Source organism: Pseudalkalibacillus sp. Hm43, assembly GCF_054170705.1.
This window is the reverse complement of record NZ_CM135129.1, coordinates 3,250,448-3,274,006: the sequence shown is the minus strand read 5'-3', so window position 1 is coordinate 3,274,006 and position 23,559 is coordinate 3,250,448. Positions and strand designations below refer to the sequence as shown.

22 protein-coding genes are annotated in these 23,559 nt (G+C 45.6%); 10 read left to right on the top strand and 12 right to left on the bottom strand.

Going from position 1 to position 23,559, the window contains the following annotated elements:
* The first annotated feature begins 51 nt into the window (after positions 1-51).
* Complete coding sequence (locus ACXQIQ_RS16990; protein WP_458025660.1) at positions 52-618, top strand: STAS domain-containing protein; 567 nt, start codon at positions 52-54, stop codon at positions 616-618.
* A gap of 281 nt (positions 619-899) precedes the next feature.
* On the opposite strand, the gene ACXQIQ_RS16985 is transcribed toward ACXQIQ_RS16990, so the two are convergent.
* The 11 genes from ACXQIQ_RS16985 to ACXQIQ_RS16935 form a co-directional block, all read right to left on the bottom strand.
* The gene (locus ACXQIQ_RS16985) at positions 900-1,373 is read right to left on the bottom strand and encodes a DUF3830 family protein (protein ID WP_439301201.1); all 474 of its coding nucleotides are present in this window, start codon (positions 1,371-1,373) and stop codon (positions 900-902) included.
* A 12-nt stretch (positions 1,374-1,385) separates the two neighbouring features.
* On the bottom strand, positions 1,386-2,525 hold the full coding sequence (locus ACXQIQ_RS16980) for an NAD(P)/FAD-dependent oxidoreductase (RefSeq protein ID WP_439301202.1): 1,140 nt from the start codon (positions 2,523-2,525) through the stop codon (positions 1,386-1,388).
* The gene (locus tag ACXQIQ_RS16975; protein ID WP_439301203.1) at positions 2,522-2,986 is read right to left on the bottom strand and encodes an aminopeptidase P family N-terminal domain-containing protein; all 465 of its coding nucleotides are present in this window, start codon (positions 2,984-2,986) and stop codon (positions 2,522-2,524) included. Before ACXQIQ_RS16975 ends, ACXQIQ_RS16980 begins: the two co-directional genes overlap by 4 nt.
* A complete protein-coding gene (locus tag ACXQIQ_RS16970; RefSeq protein WP_439301204.1) occupies positions 2,983-4,176 on the bottom strand; it encodes a M24 family metallopeptidase in 1,194 nt (397 codons plus the stop codon). The genes ACXQIQ_RS16975 and ACXQIQ_RS16970 overlap by 4 nt, the downstream gene beginning before the upstream one ends.
* A 136-nt stretch (positions 4,177-4,312) precedes the next feature.
* On the bottom strand, positions 4,313-4,657 hold the full coding sequence (locus ACXQIQ_RS16965; RefSeq protein WP_439301205.1) for a VOC family protein: 345 nt from the start codon (positions 4,655-4,657) through the stop codon (positions 4,313-4,315).
* The gene (locus ACXQIQ_RS16960) at positions 4,632-5,717 is read right to left on the bottom strand and encodes an S-adenosylmethionine:tRNA ribosyltransferase-isomerase (RefSeq protein WP_439301206.1); all 1,086 of its coding nucleotides are present in this window, start codon (positions 5,715-5,717) and stop codon (positions 4,632-4,634) included. The genes ACXQIQ_RS16965 and ACXQIQ_RS16960 overlap by 26 nt, the downstream gene beginning before the upstream one ends.
* A 5-nt stretch (positions 5,718-5,722) precedes the next feature.
* Positions 5,723-6,445 carry an SDR family NAD(P)-dependent oxidoreductase gene (locus tag ACXQIQ_RS16955; protein ID WP_439301207.1) on the bottom strand — a complete coding sequence of 241 codons (723 nt, stop codon included), beginning with the start codon at positions 6,443-6,445 and terminating at the stop codon, positions 5,723-5,725.
* Between the two features lie 231 nt (positions 6,446-6,676).
* Positions 6,677-7,801, bottom strand: a complete 1,125-nt coding sequence (locus tag ACXQIQ_RS16950; RefSeq protein ID WP_439301208.1) for an NAD(P)/FAD-dependent oxidoreductase — start codon at positions 7,799-7,801, stop codon at positions 6,677-6,679.
* A gap of 114 nt (positions 7,802-7,915) precedes the next feature.
* Positions 7,916-9,298 (bottom strand): FAD-binding oxidoreductase, encoded by a 1,383-nt coding sequence (locus ACXQIQ_RS16945; protein ID WP_439301209.1) that lies wholly within the window; start codon positions 9,296-9,298, stop codon positions 7,916-7,918.
* A 33-nt stretch (positions 9,299-9,331) separates the two neighbouring features.
* A complete protein-coding gene (locus ACXQIQ_RS16940) occupies positions 9,332-10,414 on the bottom strand; it encodes a glycosyltransferase family 2 protein (RefSeq protein WP_439301210.1) in 1,083 nt (360 codons plus the stop codon).
* A gap of 24 nt (positions 10,415-10,438) precedes the next feature.
* Positions 10,439-11,800 carry an aldehyde dehydrogenase family protein gene (locus ACXQIQ_RS16935; RefSeq protein WP_458026125.1) on the bottom strand — a complete coding sequence of 454 codons (1,362 nt, stop codon included), beginning with the start codon at positions 11,798-11,800 and terminating at the stop codon, positions 10,439-10,441.
* A gap of 200 nt (positions 11,801-12,000) precedes the next feature.
* On the opposite strand from ACXQIQ_RS16935, the gene ACXQIQ_RS16930 reads away from it, so the two are divergent.
* Complete coding sequence (locus tag ACXQIQ_RS16930) at positions 12,001-13,482, top strand: phytoene desaturase family protein (RefSeq protein ID WP_439301211.1); 1,482 nt, start codon at positions 12,001-12,003, stop codon at positions 13,480-13,482.
* Here ACXQIQ_RS16930 and ACXQIQ_RS16925 read toward each other — a convergent pair.
* The gene (locus tag ACXQIQ_RS16925) at positions 13,462-14,379 is read right to left on the bottom strand and encodes a MerR family transcriptional regulator (protein ID WP_439301212.1); all 918 of its coding nucleotides are present in this window, start codon (positions 14,377-14,379) and stop codon (positions 13,462-13,464) included. The genes ACXQIQ_RS16930 and ACXQIQ_RS16925 overlap by 21 nt on opposite strands.
* 254 nt (positions 14,380-14,633) lie before the next feature.
* Between ACXQIQ_RS16925 and ACXQIQ_RS16920 the strand changes: the two genes are divergently transcribed.
* From ACXQIQ_RS16920 to fni, 8 genes are read left to right on the top strand one after another with little or no spacing between them, the layout of a single operon-like run.
* Positions 14,634-16,115: a phytoene desaturase family protein gene (locus tag ACXQIQ_RS16920; RefSeq protein ID WP_458026124.1), complete on the top strand. Its 1,482-nt coding sequence runs from the start codon at positions 14,634-14,636 to the stop codon at positions 16,113-16,115.
* A complete protein-coding gene (locus ACXQIQ_RS16915; protein ID WP_439301214.1) occupies positions 16,112-17,581 on the top strand; it encodes a phytoene desaturase family protein in 1,470 nt (489 codons plus the stop codon). The genes ACXQIQ_RS16920 and ACXQIQ_RS16915 overlap by 4 nt, the downstream gene beginning before the upstream one ends.
* Positions 17,565-18,431 carry a phytoene/squalene synthase family protein gene (locus tag ACXQIQ_RS16910; RefSeq protein WP_439301215.1) on the top strand — a complete coding sequence of 289 codons (867 nt, stop codon included), beginning with the start codon at positions 17,565-17,567 and terminating at the stop codon, positions 18,429-18,431. Before ACXQIQ_RS16915 ends, ACXQIQ_RS16910 begins: the two co-directional genes overlap by 17 nt.
* The gene (locus tag ACXQIQ_RS16905; protein ID WP_439301216.1) at positions 18,432-19,169 is read left to right on the top strand and encodes a carotenoid biosynthesis protein; all 738 of its coding nucleotides are present in this window, start codon (positions 18,432-18,434) and stop codon (positions 19,167-19,169) included.
* Positions 19,123-19,872, top strand: a complete 750-nt coding sequence (locus ACXQIQ_RS16900; protein ID WP_439301217.1) for a lysophospholipid acyltransferase family protein — start codon at positions 19,123-19,125, stop codon at positions 19,870-19,872. Before ACXQIQ_RS16905 ends, ACXQIQ_RS16900 begins: the two co-directional genes overlap by 47 nt.
* Positions 19,848-20,978, top strand: a complete 1,131-nt coding sequence (locus ACXQIQ_RS16895) for a glycosyltransferase family 2 protein (RefSeq protein ID WP_439301218.1) — start codon at positions 19,848-19,850, stop codon at positions 20,976-20,978. Before ACXQIQ_RS16900 ends, ACXQIQ_RS16895 begins: the two co-directional genes overlap by 25 nt.
* Positions 20,975-22,480 carry a phytoene desaturase family protein gene (locus ACXQIQ_RS16890; protein WP_439301219.1) on the top strand — a complete coding sequence of 502 codons (1,506 nt, stop codon included), beginning with the start codon at positions 20,975-20,977 and terminating at the stop codon, positions 22,478-22,480. Before ACXQIQ_RS16895 ends, ACXQIQ_RS16890 begins: the two co-directional genes overlap by 4 nt.
* Positions 22,480-23,526 carry a type 2 isopentenyl-diphosphate Delta-isomerase gene (gene fni, locus ACXQIQ_RS16885; protein ID WP_439301220.1) on the top strand — a complete coding sequence of 349 codons (1,047 nt, stop codon included), beginning with the start codon at positions 22,480-22,482 and terminating at the stop codon, positions 23,524-23,526. Before ACXQIQ_RS16890 ends, fni begins: the two co-directional genes overlap by 1 nt.
* Positions 23,527-23,559 lie beyond the last annotated feature (33 nt).

Below are 23,559 nucleotides of genomic sequence, written 5' to 3'. Positions count from 1 at the left end.
CGTGAACCCCTTATCATCGAAAATCTACTTGAGCATGACTCTACTAAGGATATGGCTGTCACTAAAAGTTTGGGCGGCGGTTCTTTAATCGGCATGCCAATCTATTATAGTAACGGCGAGAACTTCGGAACACTATGCGGTATGGATCTTCGTCCGCATCATTTTACAGATGATCATATCGACCTATTTGAAGCAATGGCAAACCTATTAGGAAATGTGTTGGATTTGGAAATGGCACATTCAAAGATTCAAACGCTGGCTGTTCCATTTGTCCCAATCTCCGACGAAGTTGCCATTCTGCCAGTCATTGGAGATGTGGATGAAGAGCGCACTGAACGTATTTTGGAAATCAGCTTGGAAGAAAGCGTCCATCACACGCTGGAATATCTCATTCTGGATCTTTCCGGACTCATCAGCATAGACTCGAACAGCACTGTCAACTTGATGAAAATCGGAAAGTCCTTAAAACTATTAGGCGTGAAAACCATATTGACAGGTATGCGCCCTGACCTTGCCATGATGGCAGTCAGAGAGAACAGTGATTTTGATCAGCTGATGGTAAAAGCAGACCTCAATCAAGCACTTGAATCCATCGGTTATACCTTAGTCAAAAATTAAAATGAAAAGTCAGGCTCCCGAGAGCCTGACTTTCCACTTATAATGAGAGCTGTTCCCAAAAGTTAGATTTGTGGAAGGCTCTCTTTTTTCATATAGTAAAATTGACCTATTTGGCAAAACGAAGCTGTAATTTCGGGAAACGATGAGCGAATTTCGAGAGACGATGTGTGAAAATCGGGAAATGAAGCTCTGATTTCGAGAAATCACACCGCATATTGGCAAGGTCACCCTTCTTTTAGTCCTGAGATCACCACTTTTAAGTGCAATTCCATCCGTTTTTGTCACCCTCTCCTAAAAATCATCGGTTGAATGCCTTCGTTACCGGTTTTCGCACCCATTTCTGCGAATTTTTCCAGGTCTTCTTCCCAAACTTTTGCAAACCGGTTCCCAGGAAGCCAGCCCATCGGGAAAAACGTCCGTGCATCCGGTCCATAGAAACAGCCGACATCATAAATCGCTTTCGGCATTCCTCCCCATGCATACGCGCCTACATATGTAAAAAGCAGTTCCCCCGGCTGTGGAAAGCACGTTTGATTCTCTGGTCTCACTTCATGCAGATCCGTCTTTTCACATAAATCTGCAGGGAACTGGACAGAAATTTCTTTTCCCGTATACATCGCATGCTTCCCGGCAGTTTCTAGTGGTTTCTCGATGACATCCCAGAAGGCGTCGCACGTTTTGGGGGATTTATCATCCAGTAAAGTCGCCCTGATTTCAATATTGTCATTCGGAAATTCCATAATAAACGTTCGCAAATCCATTCCTCCTTAAACTACGCTCGGTTCTTTTACAAGTTGATTGTTTGCAAATCTACGGAAGTGCAATGAGGACACATCTATGGTTGAAGATAAATTCAACATTGATTCAGCCATCGCTCTCCCGATCGCAGGGGCCATCATGAAGCCGTGTCCACTCATGCCGACCGCTTGCCAGTACCCTTCAATCCCATCAACATCACCGAGGATCACCTGGTGATCCGGAGTGGAATCATAGCGTCCATCGACATGACTCCGAAACTCCAATTCTTCCAATTTCGGGAACAACTTGATCCCCACTTCCGCTGCCCTCAACTGAAACGAGAAAGAATTATAGGGATGTTGCTGGTCCGGTCCAAGGTAACTCAAATAAAGGGTCCCGTCAGTCAGCTGCTTCGCGGCAAATCCTTTTTCAAATGAAACGAGCAACGGCTCGAGCACTCGTTCTTCCACCCGGTTTGTGTAAAGGATTCTTCTCGTTTCTTCAACAATTGGCAGGTCGATCCCTACGAGACTAGCAATCTGCTTCGCTCCCAACCCTGCAGCATTGATGAGATGCTCACAGTCCATCCTCCCTCTTTTTACCGTTTCAACGCCAGTGATCCGTCTGTCCTGTACATGAACATCGGTCAATTCGTCATTGATAAAACGGACACCCATACGTTTGGCCGCATCAGCAAAACTGTTCGTCACATGGTAAGCGTCATCCGCAAAACCATCTGTCGGACAAAAAGATGCTCCGAGGACAGAATCTGTGTTCAATCCAGGTATGATCCCTTTCGCTTCAACCGGAGTCAGAAGTTGAGTCGGTATGCCGCACTCCAGCTGGAGCTGATGTTGCGCTTCGTACCTTGTTAACGCATCTTCACTATGGAAGGTGTATAGGTAACCGACTTCCCTGTATTTGATTTCATATTCCGGATCGAGTTCCTCATTAATATTTTGGTAAAACGATACCGAAGCTTTTGCCATTTCACAATTGATCTTCGTGCCCCACTGCTGTCTCACCCCGCCTGGACAGATGCCGGTGATTCCTGAAGCAATCCCGCCTTTGTCGATGACAATGACATCTGTCATCCCATTTCTCGCAAGATGGTAAGCGATGGAACAGCCAATGATGCCTGCACCGACGATGATCGTTTCTGCTTTCATCGACTCGGCTCCTTTTCGATAATCCGTAACAATACATCTTCGGAGGATACAAATGCCTCTTCAGGTACGAACGGCAGCATTTCCTTCAGCCACCTGAAACGGCCGACCGTCAGACCGTCAGCAATTGCATGGTTTTCTGAAAAGTTGAGGGCGATCTTGGAAGATCCAAGTTCTTTCACCGTCCTCTTCAACACCTCTTCTAAATCACCTTGATACGTGCGCACCTCATCAAACAAGCCGCACTCCCGGATGTCTTGAGCGTCAATTGTACTGCATATTGCGAGTCTTCTATTGTCCGCAGTGAACAGAAATGCACCTGGTCCGACTGTCTCCACTCCTGTCACGTACGGTAAACAAGGATCGCTCCCTTCACTTGTGAAAATAAGCCAAAGATCAATCTGTTCATTCTGTAAGAGTTCCGATGCATTTTGTAGGTTGTTTTTCAAATCCACATATTTCATTTCTGCTTCACCACCGCATAAGGGATTGTCACGAGCTCAAGCTGACGTTTGCTCAACACGACTGGTTCTTGATCCGTAACAAGCACATTTTCTTCTACCAAAATGCATGGAAGACCGTCGTCTTGAATGACTGTCGGTTCTATCGCATAGATTTCACCCGCTTGAATGACCCCTTCCACTTGAGGGCGCGGTGGCATTTTTCTTGGTCCAAGGATCGTTCCGCCATCATGTGTGGCACGTCCGACTTGATGCCCGACCGAATGACGGATCGTCGGATATCCGTGTGACTCAATCACGGACCGGCCAACCGCATCAACCTCATGTCCTTTTTTACCAGGAGTCAAAGCTTCGATCGAAGCCGATATCGCTTCCACTGAGGCATTAAAAGCAGCTTGCACATCTTGAGGCGCGGAATCTTCATCTTCATTCAGGAAATAACACGTCCGTGCAATGTCTGAAACATACCCACTCTCTGCGCGCAAACTGAAGTCGATGATGACGGTATCACCAGGTTCAACAATGTGGTCCCCGGGTTTCCTATGAGCAAGCCCACAACGAACGATACATACGAGCGGTAAATCAAATGGTTCGCCTAATCCATTCGTTACGCCCCTTTTCTTCATCTCCTCGACAAACAGCTTCCCGATTTCCTTCTCGGTCATCCCGACTTTCATTTGTTCGAATGCAGCCTCGAAAATATCAGTCGTATGATTGACGGCCGTTTGGACAGCCTCGGTTTCCGCTGGTGATTTGATACATCGTAAAGGTTGGACGATCGGTTCGCTTGAGACTTCAATCTCTTTCAGTCTTTCGGAACCTATCAACCTTTCAATCCACTGATATAAGCCTAATGAAAGCCCATCATAAAGGTGGTCATACAGTGAAATGTTAAGTGCTAATTTTTTCGGCTCATAAGCGTTGAACACTTTAACAAACACTTCATCCATATGGCTCGAATAGGTTTTTACATTCGAGTAGACGCCTGTTCCTTTGAAGAAATCGTAATCTTCTTCTGATACGATTGCGACATGCTCTCCGCTCTTATGTATGAAGTAGGCTGTTAGATGATCCGTATCCATATCGGTGACAAAAGGCAGACTCGGATCATATCCCTTTCTCGTTAGAATGAGCCATGTGTCAATTTCCTCCTGATCCATGAGCTGAGTCGCTGCTTCTAATTTCTCTTTCACAATCTGAGCTTGTGTTGAAACGATTGAAACCGCCCCCTTGAATATGTAAAATTAACTTCATTATATCGAATATTCCGATTATTTTATATTTAAAAGCTCGTCAGCACAAAAAACGGACGCCATGATGACGTCCGTTTCAATGCGTTTGTAGCAATTCGATGCTTTCACCACTCGGACCGAGGATGAAAACATTCTTCCATCCATTGTCTAACTGGTAAGGGCCTTCGCTCACATTCAATTCAGCATGCTCTTCTAAAAAGACATCCAAGTCCTCCACTTCAAAAGCGATATGTTTATTGTTTGAGAGTTTTAGACTCTCTTCGACTAACACCAACTCGAGCTGAAACACACCTAACTTCAGGAAGACCAGTTTTTCTCCGAGCAACTCCATAATCGACTCCACTTCAAAGCCAAATTTCTTGTAAAACTCAATCGACTCATCCAACCTTTGCGTTTCAATGCCCAGGTGATGCATGTTCATCTTCATCCCTCGCTAAAATCAAATTCATATCCCCGAATTCATGCCAGAGATATCGTTTTCTGATCGCCTCTCTATACGCCTTTTTCAACCGCTCCGGTACTACGAAGGCGGACAGCATATCGAGATGGCTCGCTTTCGGCTCATGGAATCCGGTCAACAATCCATCGACCACTTGTAAAGCATAATCCTCATGGATATGGAGATTCGTCCAACCACGTTTTGCAACCGGGGTCCCTTCAGCATCGACTGCCGATTCAAGTGCACGAACGACCGTCGTCCCAATGGCAATCACCTTATGACCAGCTTGTTTCGTCCGTCTAATTTTCTCGATTGTGTCTGTCGGAACTTCATATTCCTCTAAGCTATCAGACGGACCGACATGCCATTGGTCATTCCCAAAGTAACTGAGTCCAGTATGGAGTGTGATGTCCGCAAGCTGAATGCCTCGCTTTTTCAACCGTAACAACATCTCCCAGCTTAGAGCTCTTCCTGCGGAAACCATCTCCACCGAGCCCGGCACCGTTCCATAGACTGTCTGATACAGGTCGAGCCCCCAATTTTCATGGATGTACTCATACCGAATCGGTTCTCCTAACGTGTATAGCTCATTGTAAAGGGAGTTCCCTTTCAACGAGAAACAGATCGTCATAAGAGGTTGATTCGATTTTCTGGAACGTACATAAGCCTTCAAATTCGGTGAAAAGACGACCTCGTCTCCTTGTCGGACCTTCGTATCCACAAACAGAACACGCCAAACAGAATTGCTCTTCCTTTGCCCAAGCCGAACTTCAATATTTTCAGCGATCGTTTCGCCACACCTCTTGAGATCCACTTTAAAAGAGGCCGGCAAGGTCCGACTGAGATTCATAACGAGAAGATCGCCCGGTTTCAGATGGTTTTCGAGATTCGGAAAAACGTCATCCTCAGTCTCTCCGGTTGCAGGATCGAGCACCATCAGTTTCACATGGTCCCTCCTCAATCCTTTCGCTTCAGGGGGCCCGACCGCATTCAGTTCGTTTGGTAGTTCAAACTCGATTGGATTCTTTGCTGCAAGTGCCATCCGACTCACCCCTTTTCCAGAACAAAGCTCTGTGCTTCAAGTCTTTGTCCGTTTTCTTTTGATTCCAGAGAGGCTAGGTACAGAAATACATCCGTCAAATCTTCCGGTTCTGCCAATTCGTAGTCACAGTCTGGTACTGCCAAGTCGTGCATCTCCGTGTTCATTTCACCAGGATCAACCATATTAATTCGCACTCCGGTTTCGGAAACTTCATCAGCCCATATGCCTGTTACCCCTTCCAAGGCAAATTTGGATACACCGTATGCGCCCCATCCAGCATATCCGACATTCCCTGCTTCTGAGGTGACATTGATGATGGAGCCACGATCTCTTTGCAACATGCCTGGAAGTACTCTCTTTGTCAGCATGAATGGACCTGCTGCATTGACGCGCAGAACTTCGAGAAACTCATCACTCGGATAGTCTGCCAGGTATGGCATTGGGCTCGGACCTAGCTTGGAGGCGTTATTGATGAGCACATCGATCCTTCCAAACGTCGTTTCTGTTAAAGAGACGAATCGCTCAATGTCTCGTGCATCACTCGCATCTGCGGTTACCGCCAGTACTTCAGCTCCAAGAGCCTCCAGTTCTTTAGCCACTTCCTGCAGTTTCACTTCGCCTCTTGCACAGATTGCTAAATTTGCTCCTTGCTTGGCGAAAGCCCTTGCAACGGCTCGACCTAATCCTTTTGATGCGCCAGTAATCATGACAACTTGTGTTTCGTTCATATGAAAACACTCCTTATTTTTTCTAGTTTGCTTACTCTTAGTTTATTGGGCTTGGAGCTGTTTTTCGTCGGAACGGGGATTGAACTTTCCCTACAAAAATGGATGTACGAATTCTCTAAGACTCTTCTACGACTATGGTTGTATATACTCTTGAGAGTAGTTGATTTCTGTTTCAGGTGCTTGCTTTCCATAAATAAAGAAGCCTCCTCAACTGAGAAGGCTTCTAGCTCATCATTGATTCTTTTCAATCGCGCCATTCACATCATATTCAGACAGCTCTAATTCCACTTCTTCTCCTCTTGCCAATTTAGCCAGCTGAGCTCCGAGGTAAGGGCCGCTCGTTAGTCCTGATGCTCCGAGACCATTCGCAATCAGCAACCCTTCCACCTCAGGAACTGGACCGATGATTGGAAGGAACCCAGGTGTGAACGGACGGAATCCGACTCTCGTTTCAAGAAGTGTGGTGTCTTTCAGTCCAGGTGCGATGTCGAGTGCTTGATTCAGGATTTCCTGAATCCCACCAGCTGTTACTCGATGGTCGAACCCGACATCGTCCTCATGTGTCGCACCGACGACGATCCTGCCGTCATCGAAACTGAGTAAGTATTTGTTGGTCGGCGGCATCACGACTGGCCAGTCACTCGTGTCTTCATCGGGAATTTCCAGGTGGACGATCTGTGCCCGTTGGGAAGATAGATGATACGTGTAACCGACCGTTTCGAGAAGTTCCTTCGACCACGCTCCAGTCGTAAGCATCACCTTGTCAGCGACATACTTTTCACCATCTACCACTACTCCGGTAACTTGATTTCCCTCATGTAAAAGGAACGCATCTCCGCGAAGGATTTTCGCTCCATTCTTTTGAGCTGAACGGATCAAAGCATCTCTTAACGCCTTACCATTCACCCGCGCAGCCCCGCTTACATATACCGAGGCGTATTCTTCTGACAGAGGCGGGAAGAGTGCTTTCGTTTGAGCAGGGGTCAATTTCGTGATCTCACCGATTTCAGGTGCATCCTCCTTGCGCTTCAAAGCACGTTCAATCATCTTGTCCAGCTTCTTTTCATCCGTATGGAGGCTGATGGCACCGACTCTTCGATAACCGGTTTCCGTCTCTCCATCCTCTTCAAGCTGTCGGATCAGTTCAGGATAGTGTTTCGCTCCACCTTTTACAAGACGGTACCAGGCTTTGTTCCGACGCTGCGATAGCCACGGGCAGACGATTCCTGCTGCAGCTTCTGTCGCCTGTCCGCGGTCATTGCGGTCAATGAGCGTGACATCTGCCCCAGCTCTCGCTAAATGGTAAGCAGTCGACGCGCCCAATATACCAGCTCCAACGACAATGTATTTTTTCATAATGAACACCTTTTTCAATAAAAATCGCTTCTAATTTGCAATTGTACACGACCACATCTTCTTAAACAAACGGATCTACAAAGAAAAGGACGACCCAACGTCGTCCTTCGCCATCTACTTTTTCAAATGAATCAATTTATGCGGGTTCATGATTTCCTTCGGGTCGAGCGCAAGCTTGATCTTCTCCATCACTTGCAAAGCTTTCCCATGCTCCCGCTCCTGGTACTTCATTTTACCGATCCCGACGCCATGTTCACCGGTACACGTACCACCTCGCGCAAGGGCATACTCGACGATATCTTCATTCAACCTGTCAGCTTTCCACAGTTCTTCTTCATCATTCAAATCAATCATGACGATCGCATGGTAATTCCCATCACCCACGTGTCCGAGCAGACCACCGTTCAGCCCAAGCTCGTCCATCGTATTCCGAGCATGCTTGATGGCACCTGCAAGCTCTGTAATCGGAACACACACGTCTGTGACCATCTGTTTCCTTCCAGGATGTCCATGAATGAACGCATAGGCGAGCGTGTGGCGTGCTTCCCACAACTTATTCCGAGCTGCGTTATCCTCTTCAAAAGCAATTTCCTTACAGCCATGATCTGCAACGATTTCCTTTGTGAACTCCACGTCATGCTTCAGACCAGGCTCATTACCATGAAACTCTAAAAACAACGTCGGTTGTTCTTCATAGGTCGTTTCATTGTACAGGTTCGTCTGACGGATCGAGATTTCATCCACCAACTCGACTCGAGCAATCGGCACTCCTGCTTGTAAAGTAGACACGACTGCTGCAACAGCATCATCAACAGTCGGGAACGATGCACGACCGGCAACGATATGTTCAGGGATTCCGAACACCTTCAATGTCAGTTCTGTAATGCACCCAAGTGTCCCTTCTGATCCGACGAACAAGCTGTTCAAGTTGTATCCAGATGAAGATTTTTGGGCCATGTTGCCTGTATGTATGATTTCACCATCTGGTAGAACGACTTCCAAATCTCTTACCTGATCCCGCATGACACCATATCGAACAGACGTCGTCCCGCTGGCATTTGTAGCAGCCATACCACCTAACGTCGCATCCGCTCCCGGGTCTACAGAGAAGAAGAGACCATACTTTTTCAGCTCTTTGTTCAACTGCATACGCGTGACACCAGGTTGAACTTTAACAAGGAAGTCTTTTTCCCTTACCTCCAGAATCTTGTTCATCAGTGTAAAATCGATCGTAATGCCTTTGTCGTAAGGAATAACGTGTCCTTCAAGGCTGGAACCGACTCCGAAAGGAACAATCGGCACACCATGTTTGTCTGCTACTTTTACAATTTCACGAACTTCCGCCGAACTTTCAGGATACACAACGATATCGGGTGTGTGAGGTGTGTGATAGGATTCATCCTTGCTATGCTGTTGCAAAATGGTTTCGTTCATCGTTACCTGTTCATCTTTCAAGATTCCCTTCAGTTCTTCGAAAACATTCAAAGTGACATTCATGATTGAGCCTCCTACTTAATGATGTTTTTCATCTTACTTATTCGTCGGAAGGTCCCTCCCTTTCCAGGTCACATTCTTTTTCATGAATGTGAAGAAAAGGGAACGGATGAAAACGATGAAAAAAAAGATAAAAGGAATGGGATAAAAGAGAGCGGTGTACCATCGGAATGAGCCTACCTGACGCAGCATCCAACCCATTTGAACAACGTAAGCAAGATAAAGCAAGCTAAACCATAATGGGATCCCTATCCCTTCTGTACGCCATAACAACGAAGCATTCATAAACAAGGAGAAACCGCCAGCTACCCAGGCTATGACGGCTAATAAAGACGTGAGTGGCGTCGACCCAGCTCCTCTTGCAAAATGCTTACTCCAGCCACCGATCAGCTGTGTAAAACCTTCCGGATACATTCTGACAGATAGGACATCTTTACCGATCAATCCTCGCACGTTCATGCCCATCGAGCCGAACTTGCGTGCCAATGAAAAGTTCTCGAGCACTTCCGAACGGATCGTTTCATGTCCACCTACCCGGAAATAGTCATCCCTTTCACAAACGAGACAGGGGCCATATGCGCCCTCCTCTTTCGTCAAACTGAACGCAGCTACGACAACCAGGTTGAACAAGGCTGACAGCTGCTCATAAGGTTTTTTGACAACATGATAAGGTTGAATCGTCATACATCCACCATTTTCACGGTACGTATGTAAAATCTTCTTCAACCCATTCTTGGACAAACTGATATCTGCATCAAGGAACACAAATACTTCTCCGCTCGCCATATTTGCACCATTCCAACACGCCCATGGCTTGCCGAACCAACCTGCTGGCAACTTCGGTGCACGGACCACTTTTGCACCTGCGTCTCTCGCTACCTCAGAAGTCCGATCATCCGAATCATCATCCACCACTATGACTTCAACGTTCTCTAAATCCTGTTCCTTCAGAGATTCAAGTAATGTGGTGATGTTTCTCTCCTCATTCCGTGCTGGAATAATGATAGAGACGGAGATCCCCTCGATTTCTGAATGAGTTGAATGATGGAGAAATGGCAGCCGACGGAACAGTAGGAATCCAATCGGCCAGAGTAATGTGAATATCAATAGTTCGACCATTCGCTCCTGTCCCTTTCTTCCGCATCACCCGTACAACTTTTTGATGAATTTCCTTAAGAACTGTGCATTCCGCTCTTTATATGGAAACCAGGCGATGTCGTTTTTCTTCTTCCCTTTGTTCACCATGATTGATTTCGTTTCACAAAATGTATGCAATCCGTGCTCAGCATGATACCTGCCACGGCCACTTCTTTTTACCCCACCGAAAGGAAGGTTCATATTGCTGATGTTTCTTACTACGCCATTCACATATCCGTTTCCTGTCTCGAGACGCTCGAGAATTTGCTGTCCACGATCGAGATTCTGAGTAAACACGCTAGCATTCAATCCGAATTCTGAGTCATTGGATAGTTCGATCGCCTCTTCGTCATTTTCAAATGGCATCACAGTCATGACTGGTCCGAACACCTCAGTATGCAAGATGTCCATTTCGTGTGTCACATTCGTCAAGATGGTCGGTGGATAATGCGGATAACCACTCTCTTCACTCGTCCCTCCGAGTGCAAGTTTGGCCCCCTGCTGTACGGCTTCATCCACTTGCCTTTTCACTTCCTGCCATCCACCTTCCGTAGTCAAACGACCATAATCTTTCGTGGACAGTTCTTCCGTGAGCGATATGACTTTTTCAAGGAAAAGGTCGTACACATCTTTATGGACGTATACCCTTTCGATACTGACGCAAACTTGTCCACTATGGAAGAACGATCCCCATACAGCCGCTCTGGCTGCCCGGTCCAGCTCTGCATCTTCACACACGATCATCGGGTCTTTCCCGCTCAGTTCTAGATCGCAAGGGATCATCGCTTCTGCGGCCATCCGATTGACAATCTTCCCCGTCTTCAATCCTCCTGTGAAGAAGATCTTGTCAGGACCCGTTTTAACGATGGCTTCACCCACATCCGCTTCTCCTTGGACGACTTGTACAACACCTTCCGGAAATCCAGCAGCTTGGAATGTAGAGGCTATTTTATCGTTGATTGCCGGAACTTCCTCGGACGGTTTCAATACAACCGTGTTCCCGGCAATCAAGGCACTGATGACGGGAAGTAGAGACAACTGAATCGGAAAATTCCAAGGGGAAAACACAGCCACGACACCCATCGGTTCGTAACATACGTACGACTTCTCTCCCCAAAACGTAAGCGGTGTTTTCACCTTTCGTTTTTTCAACATCTTGCCTGCTCTTTTTTCGTAATATTTCATTGCATCCAGCGTCACATACAACTCACTTGCTAAAGTATCGGTTTCGCTCTTTCCTGTTTCTTCGTAAACGAGTCGAACCCATTCATCCAACTCTGAGGTGATCCGTTTTCTCAATGCTTTGATATGTACCAATCGGTCTTGAACAGAAAGGGCTGACCACGTTTTCTGTGCATCTCCCGCTATTTGAAAAATCTTGTCGATGTTGTCGATGACCAGCAGCCCCTTTATATGTCCGAATCGTCTTAACTTTACAATTATTATACATCAAGTATACAATTTTCCTAAAATGAGTTGCTTATTATGAATTAGGGTATAGGTGATTATTGGGAAATCTATGTTTCTAAACGAACCAAGCAACCGTACCTAACAAAGGAGGACTGGATTTGGCAAAAAAAGCAGTAATCATTGGCGGAGGTCTTGGCGGATTGTCAGCAGCGATCCGTTTAAAGGCAGATGGATATGACGTTGAAGTATTCGAAAAGAATGAACGTGTTGGAGGTAAGCTGAATCAACGAGCTGGAAACGGGTTCACCTTTGACACAGGACCCTCGATTTTGACGATGCCATGGGTTCTCGAACAATTGTTTGAAAGTGCAGGTCGAAACCTGAATGATTATGTGAAATTGAAAAAGCTAGATCCACAATGGCGGACATTTTTTGAAGATGGTAAGACCATTGATGTATCTGCAGACTTATCATCTTGGCTCAACGAAATCAAACAAAAAACGAACACAGAAGCCTCAGATTTCCTGGAATACCTTCAATATTGCACTAAGATGTATGAGCTCAGCATGAAAAGCTTCTACGGCAAAAGTCTATCTGGCTTAAGCGATCTTAGAAAGCTCCATAGTTTCAAAGATTTGTTACAGATGGATCCTATGAAGTCCATGCATGAGAAAACTCGGTCCTACATAAAAGATCCCCACTTACAACAGTTGCTCGACTTTTTCATCATGTATATCGGTTCTTCACCTTATCATGCGCCAGCGGTACTCTCCCAGCTTGTCCATGTTCAACTCGGATTAGGCATATATTATGTCGAAGGCGGTATGTACCAGATTGCAAATGCAATGGTCAGGCTATTAGATGAGTTGGAAGTTCCAATCCATACGAATGCGAAGATTGACGATATCACCTACAAGCGCAAAAAAGCCACCGGTATCCGTCTCGAAAACGGAGAAGAAATCCCGGCAGACATCGTCGTCTCCAACTTAGAAGCGATACCAGCTCATCGTTCCCTTCTTTCCCAACATAAGAAATCGAATAAAGAATTGAAGGAACTCAACAAGTACGAACCGACCGTTTCTGGTCTCGTCATGCTTCTCGGAATTGATAAACAATACGATCAGTTGTTGCACCATAATTTCTTCTTTTCCAAGGATCCTGAAAAAGAATTCAGACAGATCTTCGATGAAAAAGTGCCGGCAGATGATCCGACGGTCTATATAGGTGTTTCATCCAAGTCTGATATGAGCCAAGCACCGGAAGGCAAAGATAACTTATTCATCCTGACCCACGTTCCCCCATTGAAAGAAGGAGAAAGCTGGGAAACCTTCCGTGAAACGTATCGTCAAACCGTTTTAAGAAAGCTTGAAAGAATGGGACTGGAAGACATCGAAAACCATATCGAATTCCAATATGAATTCATCCCGGATGACTTGGAGAGGTTGTATGGTTCAAATGGTGGTTCGATTTATGGTGTGGTAACGGACCGAAAAGTGAACGGTGGATTCAAGGTTCCGGCACGTAGTAATCTTCTGAAGAACCTCTATTTCGTCGGAGGAAGTACACATCCTGGCGGAGGTGTTCCAATGGTGACGCTGTCTGGTCAATTGACAGCTGATTTAATTCTTGAAGATGCTTAATTGACCAAACCACGTTTCCCAATCGGCAGGCTGATCCTTCAGATGATAACGCTGTAAAACTTCGTCATCTGAAGGCACGCCTTGACCACCAAGGACGATATTCAATTCTGGAAACTGCTCTGCCAATTGAAGAATCAGATTCTTCAATGCGTCCGTATTTTCCGATCGAGTCAAAGAAAAGAAGACAATATGGATGTCATTTTCGACGATGATCTTCTCTAAACCTTGTGTCGGTGTGTTAGCTCCGAGGTAAATGACGCCGACACCTTTTCTTTTTAAGAATAAAGAAAACAACAGTAAACCAATCTCATGGTTTTCACCTGGTGGACATAACGCGAGGGCGTTTGGTAAATTCGGATTCGTCGAAAACACTTTGAAAAATTGATATAACCGTTGACGGAACAAGTGACTGGCGAAATGTTCTTGGGCGACACTGAACGTTCCTTCCTCCCACTCATCTCCGATACGATGCATCAGTGGAGTAAGGACATGATGGAATAAATCGTCAAAAGGATACATGGAAAAACCGGTTTCAAGAAGTTGATCAGCACGCTCCACATCGAAAGTATCAATCGCGTGATGCAACTTTTCAGCTAACTCGTTCAAAGCAGGAATACTGTCGTTCAAATGGACAGTTGTTTTTCCAATATTTTGTGTAGAGACAGTATACAGTTCTTGCTTTCGTTGTTTCAGTTGTTTTGCTGCTTGACTGATCGACAAACCTTCTTCCTCAACCTGGTGTTTCAACCATTTCAAATCGGCGATATCCCCATCTGTATAAAGACGGAATCCCGCATCCGTCCTTTTCGGTTCAATCACACCGTAACGCCTTTCCCATGCGCGAATTGTAACAGGTTCTATTCCTGTTTTCCTGGAAGCGACCTTAATACTATACATAAGCACACGCTCATTTCTTTTGATAAGGATTTGTATATCTTGATCTGATTCATCAACAAGTATATTCTATACATCATTTAACCATATATTATACAAACATTACACAAAGCTCAAACAAAAGATTAAATAGTTGTACAAACCTTATACAAAGATTATAATGCTATTAAATAGCTACGAATGTAAAGGCGGTGAGGACCATCAAACAGAATAAAATTCAGATTATAGGAGCAGGGCCCGGAGGATTGGCCGCGGGAATGATCCTGTCGAGTAAAGGATATGACGTAACCATCTATGAAAAACAACCGTTCATCGGAGGGCGTACTTCCCGTCTTACACTGGGAGATTACCAGTTTGATAGAGGGGCTACATTCCTTATGATGCCTCATTTGTGGGAGGAGTTGTTTGAATCCGTCCAAAGAGATTTCCATGATTATGTCACCCTGGAAAGACTTGATCCATTATACGAGCTCCGGTTTGATGGAAAGAAATTTTCACCGTCGACCGATCCGTCACGGACGAAGCAAGAGATTGAGAACCTTTTCCCAGGTAACGGGGACGGTTATATACGGTTCATGGAAAAAGAGGGAGAGAAGTTCGAACACGTCATCAAACTTCTTCAACGCCCACTGTCCAAATGGACGGATCTCTTATCCAAGGATGTGTTCGCTGCGCTACCAAAGATCCATGCAGCTGATACCGTGGCAGGCAGATTGGGTCGCTACTTTTCAGATGAAAAACTCAAGTGGGCTTTCTCATTTCAATCCAAATATCTCGGCATGTCACCGTGGGAATGCCCAGGAACGTTTACAATCCTATCCTACCTTGAGCATCGCTACGGTTTATGGCATCCAATCGGTGGTGTGAATCAAGTATGTGAAGCGATGGCAGAAGTCATACGAGAATACGGCGGTAAAATTCACACGAATACCGGCGTGGACCAGATCATCATTGAAAAGCGACAGGCAAAAGGTGTCGTCCTCCAGGATGGATCTACCGTTTCTGCAGATGAAGTCGTCATCAATGCGGACTTTGCTTTTGCAGCATCCACTCTCTTCCCAGAAGGAACTTTGAAAAAGTATGCAAAAGCGAAGGTTGAAAAGAAAAAGTACTCTTGTTCCGCTTTCATGATGTACGTGGGATTGGATCGAAAGGTCGATATGCCACATCATAGCATCCTTTTCGCAAAAGACTACCATAGGAATGTGGATGAAATGACGAAGCAAAAAGTCCTTTCAGAAGACCCATCCATTTACGTTCACAATCCGGGTAAGACCGATCCAACATTGGCACCAGGTGGGAAGACAGCGCTTTACATATTGATGCCTGCCCCTAACTTATCTGCAGATATCGATTGGAATGAATCGAAAGCGGATGTGCGGAATCAAATCCTTGCTCGGCTGAAGCAAGAACCTGAATTGGCAGACATCGAAGCGCATATCGAATTGGAACAGATCCTTACACCACAAGATTGGCAGGATGATATGTATGTGTACAAAGGCGCCACCTTCAACCTTGCACACTCCCTCGATCAAATGATGATGTTTCGACCTCATAATCAATTTGAAGAGGTGAAGAATTGTTGGATTGTCGGAGGAGGCACCCATCCTGGCAGTGGTCTTCCTACCATTTTGGAGTCTGCTAAAATCACATCTGCATTATTGATGAAACAACACACCTCTGCACCGATGTCTATGGGAACTACAGCAGAGAAGAAAAAGGAGCACTCGACCTTATGAATATCGGTATCGTCGGTGGCGGAATCGGAGCAATGACGACAGCCTTGCTCTTAACCAAAAAAGGTTTCGATATCACCATCTATGAAAAGGAAGATCGCCTTGGTGGGCGGCTCGCCTTTGAAGAAGGAGCGAGACACAAAATCGATCGTGGACCTACAATTGTCCTGTTACCGGATATGCTCTTGGAAGTGCTAGAGGAAGCAGGCATTGATCGTTCCAAAGTCGAACTCATACCATGTTCACCGATGTACGATATCCATTACAACGATGGAACCACATTCAAAAAATGGCAGGACACTTATGAACAGTACGAAGAAATACGTAAAGTGTTCCCGGGTGAAGAAGAGAATTTCCCAAAGTATATGAAGGAAATGCAGGTCGCATATGACTTAGGAAAGCCCGCTTTTCTAGAAAAGTCTTTTATCCGTAAACGAGACTTTTTCACGATGAAGAATCTATTCACACTCAGTAGACTGAGTGCTTTCAAAAGCGTGAAAAGATTGACACAAAAATATTTCAAGGATGAACGATTACAGCACGCGTTTTCGTTGCAAACCTTATATATCGGTGGAGCACCACACCAATCTCCTGGCATCTATTCGCTGATTCCTTTTGCAGAACACGCTTTTGGAATCTGGTATTTAAAAGGAGGATACGCCTCCCTTGTCCCTATTTTGGAAAAAGAATTAACGAAACGTGGTGTGACCATCCACAAGAATACAAGAGTTGAAAAACTCATGATCAATGATGGCATTTGTAAAGGTGTTCGTACGAATAAAGAACCGGTAATGCATGACGCGATCGTCTTCAACGGTGAGATTCCTCATATGGAGTCCATGATGCAAACTGAGCCGCCGGTCCAAAAGAAATCAAGAGCGTATACCCCTTCATCAGGCTGTGTGACCGTCTACTTAGGAACAAATAAGCGGTGGAGTGGAACATCGGCTCACCAATTTTTCCTTTCAGAGGATTTCCACTCGAACATGACCGACATTTTCGAGCGGAACAAAATCCCTGAAGATCCCTCTTTCTATGTTTTCTCGCCGACTCAATTGGATGAAGAGGCCGCTCCACCTGGGGAGAGCGTGTTCTATTTTCTCATTCCCGTCCCCTCCGCTGGAGCCATCAATTGGGAGTATGAAACGCAAAGGTTAGTCGATCAGGTGATTGAAAAGGCTGAAAGTCTCAAGTTTACCGGTTTACGAGATTCCATTACATGGAAGAAAGTGAGAACACCCCTTGAATCAAAACAAGACGGTTTGTATGAAGGCGGGAGTTTCGGACTTGCACCAATCTTGAAACAATCCGGTGTGTATCGACCTCAGATGATTCCCTACCCGGTTGAAAATCTTTATGCCGTAGGAGCGTCCGTACATCCTGGCGGTGGTATCCCGATTGTCATGCAAGGCGCCCGACTTCTTGCAAACTATCTTTTAAAGGAGCTGAGTGATGATGGAAGAGTTTAGCAGAGAATGTGAAGAAATGATTAGGGAGGGTTCCTCAACTTTTTACAATGCTTTCAGTTTTCTTGAAAGTCCCAGGCGAGAAGCCGTATTTGTCATCTATGCCTTTTGCAGATTGATTGATGACTCGGTGGATGAACCTGAAGAAGCGCCTTTTACTTTGGAGGAATTGAGACATTCATTCGACCACCTTGAGAATGCTTCAGGTCATTTCATTTGGCCAGCTCTTCGCTGGTTGTTCTCTGAATTCCCGATTACGAAGCAACCCTTTTATAATCAGATGGATGGACAAGCCTACGACAATGTGAGGACGAGCATTGATACGTTTTATGAATTCGAGGCTTATTGTTACGATGTAGCAGGAACAGTAGGTGAAATGCTATTACCTGTACTACATGACAATCCGGACGAAAAAATCCGAACATCCGGCATTTATTTAGGTAAGGCGATGCAAATCGTGAACATCATCCGGGATATCGGTGAGGATTTGAGGCTAGGCAAACGATACTTGCCACTCGATCTGATGCAGAAGCATCGGTATGAAGAAACACAGCTTCACAATCATGAAATCAATGAGAATTTCATTGCGATGCTTGAAGACCTGCGTCAAACCGCTTCCGTCTGGTTCAAGAAAGGACTCGCCTACCTGAATGACTATCCATCAAGAAGTGCGTTCTGCATTGAATTAGCATCGGTAGCTTACGGGGAAATCTTGGATGTAGTAGAACGAAACCGGTATGAGGTATTCACTAAGCGAGCAATCGTATCGGACGATCGGAAGCTGGAGATCTTCTTTCAATTGAATCAACGGTATCAATTGAGCAATCCTGAAGTGAGCAATGTGGTGTCTTAAATGATCAACGTCATCTTCTGGATCTGGTATTCCATCGGACTTGTGCTTATGCTCTTCTTTCACGTACCCGACGCACTAAAATTTTCAAACGGGCTCTTCCTTTTCTTCTTCGCCATCTATGCCTTGAAACTGGAAAAGGAACATACCGGACAATATAAAAAATTGATACCGCTCGCCCTAGTCGTTGGTGCAATAACGTTCACCATCGAAGCAGTCGGGGTATGGACCGGTATTCCTTTCGGTCAGTATGCCTATAGTTCCATCCTGGGAATTGGAGCTTTCGGCGTCCCCTTCGCGATCGCTTGTGCCTGGGTCGGCGTATTGATCAATGCCCTCTTGATTTCCAACACACACTCGAAATGGAGCCGTGCAATTGAAGTTGGCATTTGGGTCGTTCTGTTCGACCTTGTACTGGATCCTGTCGCCTATGCTCGGGGCTTCTGGATATGGGAATCAAAAAGCGCTTATTTCGGCATACCGGTCGAAAATTTCATTAGTTGGTTCTTGATTGCTGCCCTATTGTCACTCGTTTTTCCATTGAAGCCGATGGCAGAAGGACTACGTAGAAAGGGCACGATCCTCTTCCAAGCGATGTTGCTCATGTTCGGACTTCTCGGTCTAAAGGAAGGGATGACAGGCGTCTTCTTCTTATCCGTTGTCCTCGTACTTGTTGCGGAGGGGAGGATTCTACTTGATCGAAGCCGACAAAAGACATTTATTTCAAACCGTTTTTCATAAATACAATCGTGATTACCTATTGAAGAGACACTTTCACACGGTTTCTGTCAAAGGTACGCCCGACCAATTCCAGAACTCACCGATTGTCTACATGATGAATCACAGTTCCTGGTGGGACGGGCTAATTGTTTATCATTCCATTAAAACCTTGTCTGGACAAGATCATTACATGATGATGGATGAAAAACAAATGAAAGAATACCGTTTCTTCCGAAAGATCGGTGCCTATTCCATCGATAAAACGAATAAACGAGGCATCCTTCAATCCTTACGGTACAGTATCGAGTTGCTTGAGCATAACAAGTGTGTTTGGATCTTTCCGCAAGGCGACATCTATCATTTAGAGACACGGCCTCTGGCTTTTCAATCGGGCATTGCATATCTTTTGAAAAAGATGCCGAGTACAACCGTTATCCCTGTAACCTTGTACTACAGCTTCGGTGTTCATCAGAAACCGGATGTGACCATGACATACGGCGAACACGTCCGATTGGATTGGAATGAGTACACGAAGAAAGAAATCACGTTCGAACTTCAGAAAATATTAGAATCACAGCTTAACGAACATAAGGAGCTCGTCGTTTCTGGACGTTGGTACGATGAAGATACGAAAGGATTGATTCAACCCGGACGATCGACGAGTGATCGTTTTGATTCATTCCAGAAGGAAGTGAAAAGATGGCTACCTTTCTCACAATCATAATCGTTTTGTTATTTTTCCAATTGTTATTTGTCATGTGGAATGTTTCCCAGCTTCCTACACTCGGTAATCCACTCCCAAACAACCATTTGGATACCGACTTTCCTCTCATTTCAATCTTGATTCCAGCACGAAACGAGGAAGGCAACATCAAAGCTTGTCTGGAATCCATATTGCAAGAACAAGCTTACCCAATTGAAGTATGCGTGTTGGACGATCGTTCCGATGACCGCACAGGCGAAATCGTAAAAGAAATAGCAGAGGGTGACCAACGGGTAAGACTCATCCAGGGCGTTGAGCTTGAAGAAGGTTGGATGGGCAAGTCTTATGCCTGTCATCAGCTCGCGCAGCAAGCCAACGGGGAATGGTTTTTATTTTTGGATGCCGATCTCCGCTTGAAACGAGGCACACTCGGAAAGGCGATTGCGACAGCGATGTATCAACGGAAAGGCTTGATTTCCGGTTTTCCGTTCCAGGAAGTGAATACGTGGCTTGAGAAACTCGTGGTGCCGATGATGATGTTCACCATTGCTTGTCATCTGCCGATCCGTTTCGTCCAACACAAGAAAGATCCGAAATTCGTGGCCGCTCATGGCGCGTTTCTTTTCATACATAAGAATACGTACAAGAAGATTGGAGGACATGCTGCATTCAAGAAAGATCTTGTCGATGATATGAGTATGGGGCGCGCTGTGAAAAAAGCAGGCGATCCAGTCATGCTCGCTGATGTACACAATGATCTGACGATGCGCATGTACGATAGAGCCTCCCAGGTGTGGAAAGGCTACAAAAAGAACTTATACCCAGGGATGGGCTATAATCCATGGTTGTTTGCAGGGGTCTTGACCTTCTATACTTGCGCCTATCTACTCCCCCTTCTCACTCTGATTGGATCCATCCTGATGCCAAGCTGGTTCTGGCCATCTCTGATCGCTTATTCTCTCGGGGTGATCATCAAGCTCGTCATTGATTGGAAGAACGGTCAACCTCTTTATTTAGCCTTCCTCCTCCCTTTCAGCATCTTGTTCGTCAATCTGATAGGGATTGATTCTTGGCGTGCTTCTCAATTTCAACAAGGTTACGAATGGAAAGGAAGGACCTACCAATGAAGAAAGTCATCGTACTAGGTGGCGGTCTCGGTGGATTGTCTTCAGCAATCCGCCTTGCCAGTGCAGGTTACGAAGTCACATTAATTGAAAAGCAGCCTTCCTTAGGTGGTAAACTGCAAAGCTACAAAGAAAAAGGCTATACCTTCGACTTGGGTCCAAGTACGATTACGATGCCTTCTTCTTTTGCGGATGTATTTAGAGCAGCTGGGCGGAACATCGAAGATTATCTTACATTTTATCCGATTACGCCGCTCACACGGAACACTTTCTCAGACGGATCCATCGTAGATCTTGTGCCTGACGATGCGCAAATGGAAGACCAAATCGCCCAATACAGTCCTGAAGATGCAAAAGCATATAAGTCATTCATGCAACATGCTGGTAAAATGTATGAGACAGCGCAAGAGCAATTTTTGAACCGCCTGTTGCTTACCTGGAAAGATAAGATGGATCCGGCACTGATGAGAGGCTTTGCAAATATCCGACCATTCACTACGTTACAATCTTTATTGAAGAAGCATTTTCAACATCCGAATACATTGGCGATGTTCGGACGTTACGCAACCTATGTAGGTTCGGACCCTTCCAAGTCCCCTGCCATCTTTTCCATGCTGGCTCACTTAGAAAAAGAAGGAACGATCCTCGGGGTGAAAGGTGGTACCTATACAATCGTCCGTGCTTTTGAACAACTCGCTAATGAATTAGGCGTCACTATACTTAAAAATACAGAAGCGACACGTATTGTGGTCAAGGGTAAAAAAGTCGTCGCTGTTGAAACGACGCAAGGGAATTTCAAGGTTGACACTGTCGTAGCCAATGGTGATGTCTTGACTGTATACAACCATTTGATCGATGAAGCAGACCGTCCGTCTTTTACACAAAAGAAAATCGAATCATACGAACCTTCTTTATCCGGCTTTGTGACGTTGGTAGGGATACAAAGAAAATACCCTGACCTTGTGCATCATAACGTCTTCTTCCCGGAACAATATGAGAAGGAATTTGAAGATATTTTTCATAAAAGGATACCGCCTGAAGATCCGACGCTCTATATTTGCAATTCGAGTCATTCGGATTTGGATATCGCCAGTGAGGGTTCATCTAACCTCTTTATTCTGGCAAATGCATCGTATTTATCCCCGTCATGGGAATGGAATGAAGAGTCGACTGCAGCTTATCGGAATCGGATCTTGGACAAGCTCGAACAGGTTGGGTTGGATGGTATCAAAGAAAAGGCAGAGGTTCTTTCTACATACACACCTGACGATTTGCAAAAAGATACGTATGCGCATCGAGGCGCAATCTATGGAATCTCCTCTAACGGATTTCAGCAGACCTTCTTCCGCCCTTCCAACCGTTCAAAAGATATAGAAGGATTGTGGTTTGCAGGCGGTACGACCCACCCAGGTGGTGGAACCCCCATCGTAACATTGTGTGGAAGACTCGTTGCTGAAAAAATCATCGAAGAGGACAAATCTCATCAGGTGAAAGGAGTTTACTGATGACAACAGAGAATCGAACATCTAAAAGAAAATCGGAACATATCGACATCGTACTGAACGAGGAAGTGACAGCCAAATCCGTCACGACTGGCTTTGACGATTTTCAATTCCGGCACCTTGCCCTTCCTGAAATCGATTTTTCAGAGATTGGTTTGGAAACGGAATTCTTGAGTAAACCGCTGAAAACCCCTTTCCTGATCAGTTCGATGACTGGAGGTACAGAGGTTGCGTGGAAAATCAACCGAACCCTTGCCGCTGTGGCTGAGGAAAGAGGCTGGGCTATGGGTACAGGTTCCATTCGGTCTGCCATCGAAAATGAAGAAACGGCGTACACCTTCAATGTCCGTGAATATGCACCAACCATTCCGATCATCGCGAATCTAGGGGCTGTCCAGTTCAACTATGGCTACGGAATCGATCAATGTAGAAAAGCCGTGGAATTGGCTGAGGCGGATGCCCTCGTATTACACCTGAACAGTTTGCAGGAAATATTCCAACCCGAAGGCGACACGAACTTCAAAGGGTTATTGCCGAAGATTGAACAGGTTTGTAAAGAGCTTGATGTTCCAGTAGGAATTAAAGAAGTCGGATGGGGCATCAGCAGTGAACTCGCCAAAGAGATGTACGATATAGGTATTTCCTTTGTGGATGTTGCTGGCGCAGGTGGTACGACATGGAGTCAGGTTGAAAAATACAGGAACAAAACAGACTCCATGAAGCGGCGGGCTGCTGAAACCTTCCGTGAATGGGGGATTCCGACCACCCGTTGCATCCGTGAAATCAGTGCGCGAGTTCCAGAATGTACACTGATCGGGAGCGGGGGCTTACGGAATGGGCTCGATGCCGCAAAAGCCATTGCACTTGGAGCTGATGCTGTCGGTTTCGGTCGTTCGGTCCTCCAATCTGCGGTAGAATCTGAAGAACTTTTATCAGAGGTGCTGGAGCAAATCGAACTTGAATGCAAAATCGCCATGTTCGGAATTGGTGTGAAATCAGTAAACGAACTGAAAAATACAGACCGGCTTGAAATTAATGTCGGTAGATAATAAAGCAAAAAGCCGAACCTCATTTGAGATTCG

Bases quoted from the DNA above. Each gene is read 5' to 3' on its own strand.
- ACXQIQ_RS16990 (WP_458025660.1), top strand. From the start codon at position 52: ATGGCTGTCACTAAAAGTTTGGGCGGCGGTTCTTTAATCGGCATGCCA.
- ACXQIQ_RS16980 (WP_439301202.1), bottom strand. From the start codon at position 2,525: ATGAAAGCAGAAACGATCATCGTCGGTGCAGGCATCATTGGCTGTTCC.
- ACXQIQ_RS16975 (WP_439301203.1), bottom strand. From the start codon at position 2,986: ATGAAATATGTGGATTTGAAAAACAACCTACAAAATGCATCGGAACTC.
- ACXQIQ_RS16965 (WP_439301205.1), bottom strand. From the start codon at position 4,657: ATGAACATGCATCACCTGGGCATTGAAACGCAAAGGTTGGATGAGTCG.
- ACXQIQ_RS16960 (WP_439301206.1), bottom strand. From the start codon at position 5,717: ATGGCACTTGCAGCAAAGAATCCAATCGAGTTTGAACTACCAAACGAA.
- ACXQIQ_RS16955 (WP_439301207.1), bottom strand. From the start codon at position 6,445: ATGAACGAAACACAAGTTGTCATGATTACTGGCGCATCAAAAGGATTA.
- ACXQIQ_RS16950 (WP_439301208.1), bottom strand. From the start codon at position 7,801: ATGAAAAAATACATTGTCGTTGGAGCTGGTATATTGGGCGCGTCGACT.
- ACXQIQ_RS16945 (WP_439301209.1), bottom strand. From the start codon at position 9,298: ATGAATGTCACTTTGAATGTTTTCGAAGAACTGAAGGGAATCTTGAAA.
- ACXQIQ_RS16940 (WP_439301210.1), bottom strand. From the start codon at position 10,414: ATGGTCGAACTATTGATATTCACATTACTCTGGCCGATTGGATTCCTA.
- ACXQIQ_RS16925 (WP_439301212.1), bottom strand. From the start codon at position 14,379: ATGTATAGTATTAAGGTCGCTTCCAGGAAAACAGGAATAGAACCTGTT.
- ACXQIQ_RS16920 (WP_458026124.1), top strand. From the start codon at position 14,634: ATGATCCTGTCGAGTAAAGGATATGACGTAACCATCTATGAAAAACAA.
- ACXQIQ_RS16915 (WP_439301214.1), top strand. From the start codon at position 16,112: ATGAATATCGGTATCGTCGGTGGCGGAATCGGAGCAATGACGACAGCC.
- ACXQIQ_RS16910 (WP_439301215.1), top strand. From the start codon at position 17,565: ATGATGGAAGAGTTTAGCAGAGAATGTGAAGAAATGATTAGGGAGGGT.
- ACXQIQ_RS16905 (WP_439301216.1), top strand. From the start codon at position 18,432: ATGATCAACGTCATCTTCTGGATCTGGTATTCCATCGGACTTGTGCTT.
- ACXQIQ_RS16895 (WP_439301218.1), top strand. From the start codon at position 19,848: ATGGCTACCTTTCTCACAATCATAATCGTTTTGTTATTTTTCCAATTG.
- ACXQIQ_RS16890 (WP_439301219.1), top strand. From the start codon at position 20,975: ATGAAGAAAGTCATCGTACTAGGTGGCGGTCTCGGTGGATTGTCTTCA.
- fni (WP_439301220.1), top strand. From the start codon at position 22,480: ATGACAACAGAGAATCGAACATCTAAAAGAAAATCGGAACATATCGAC.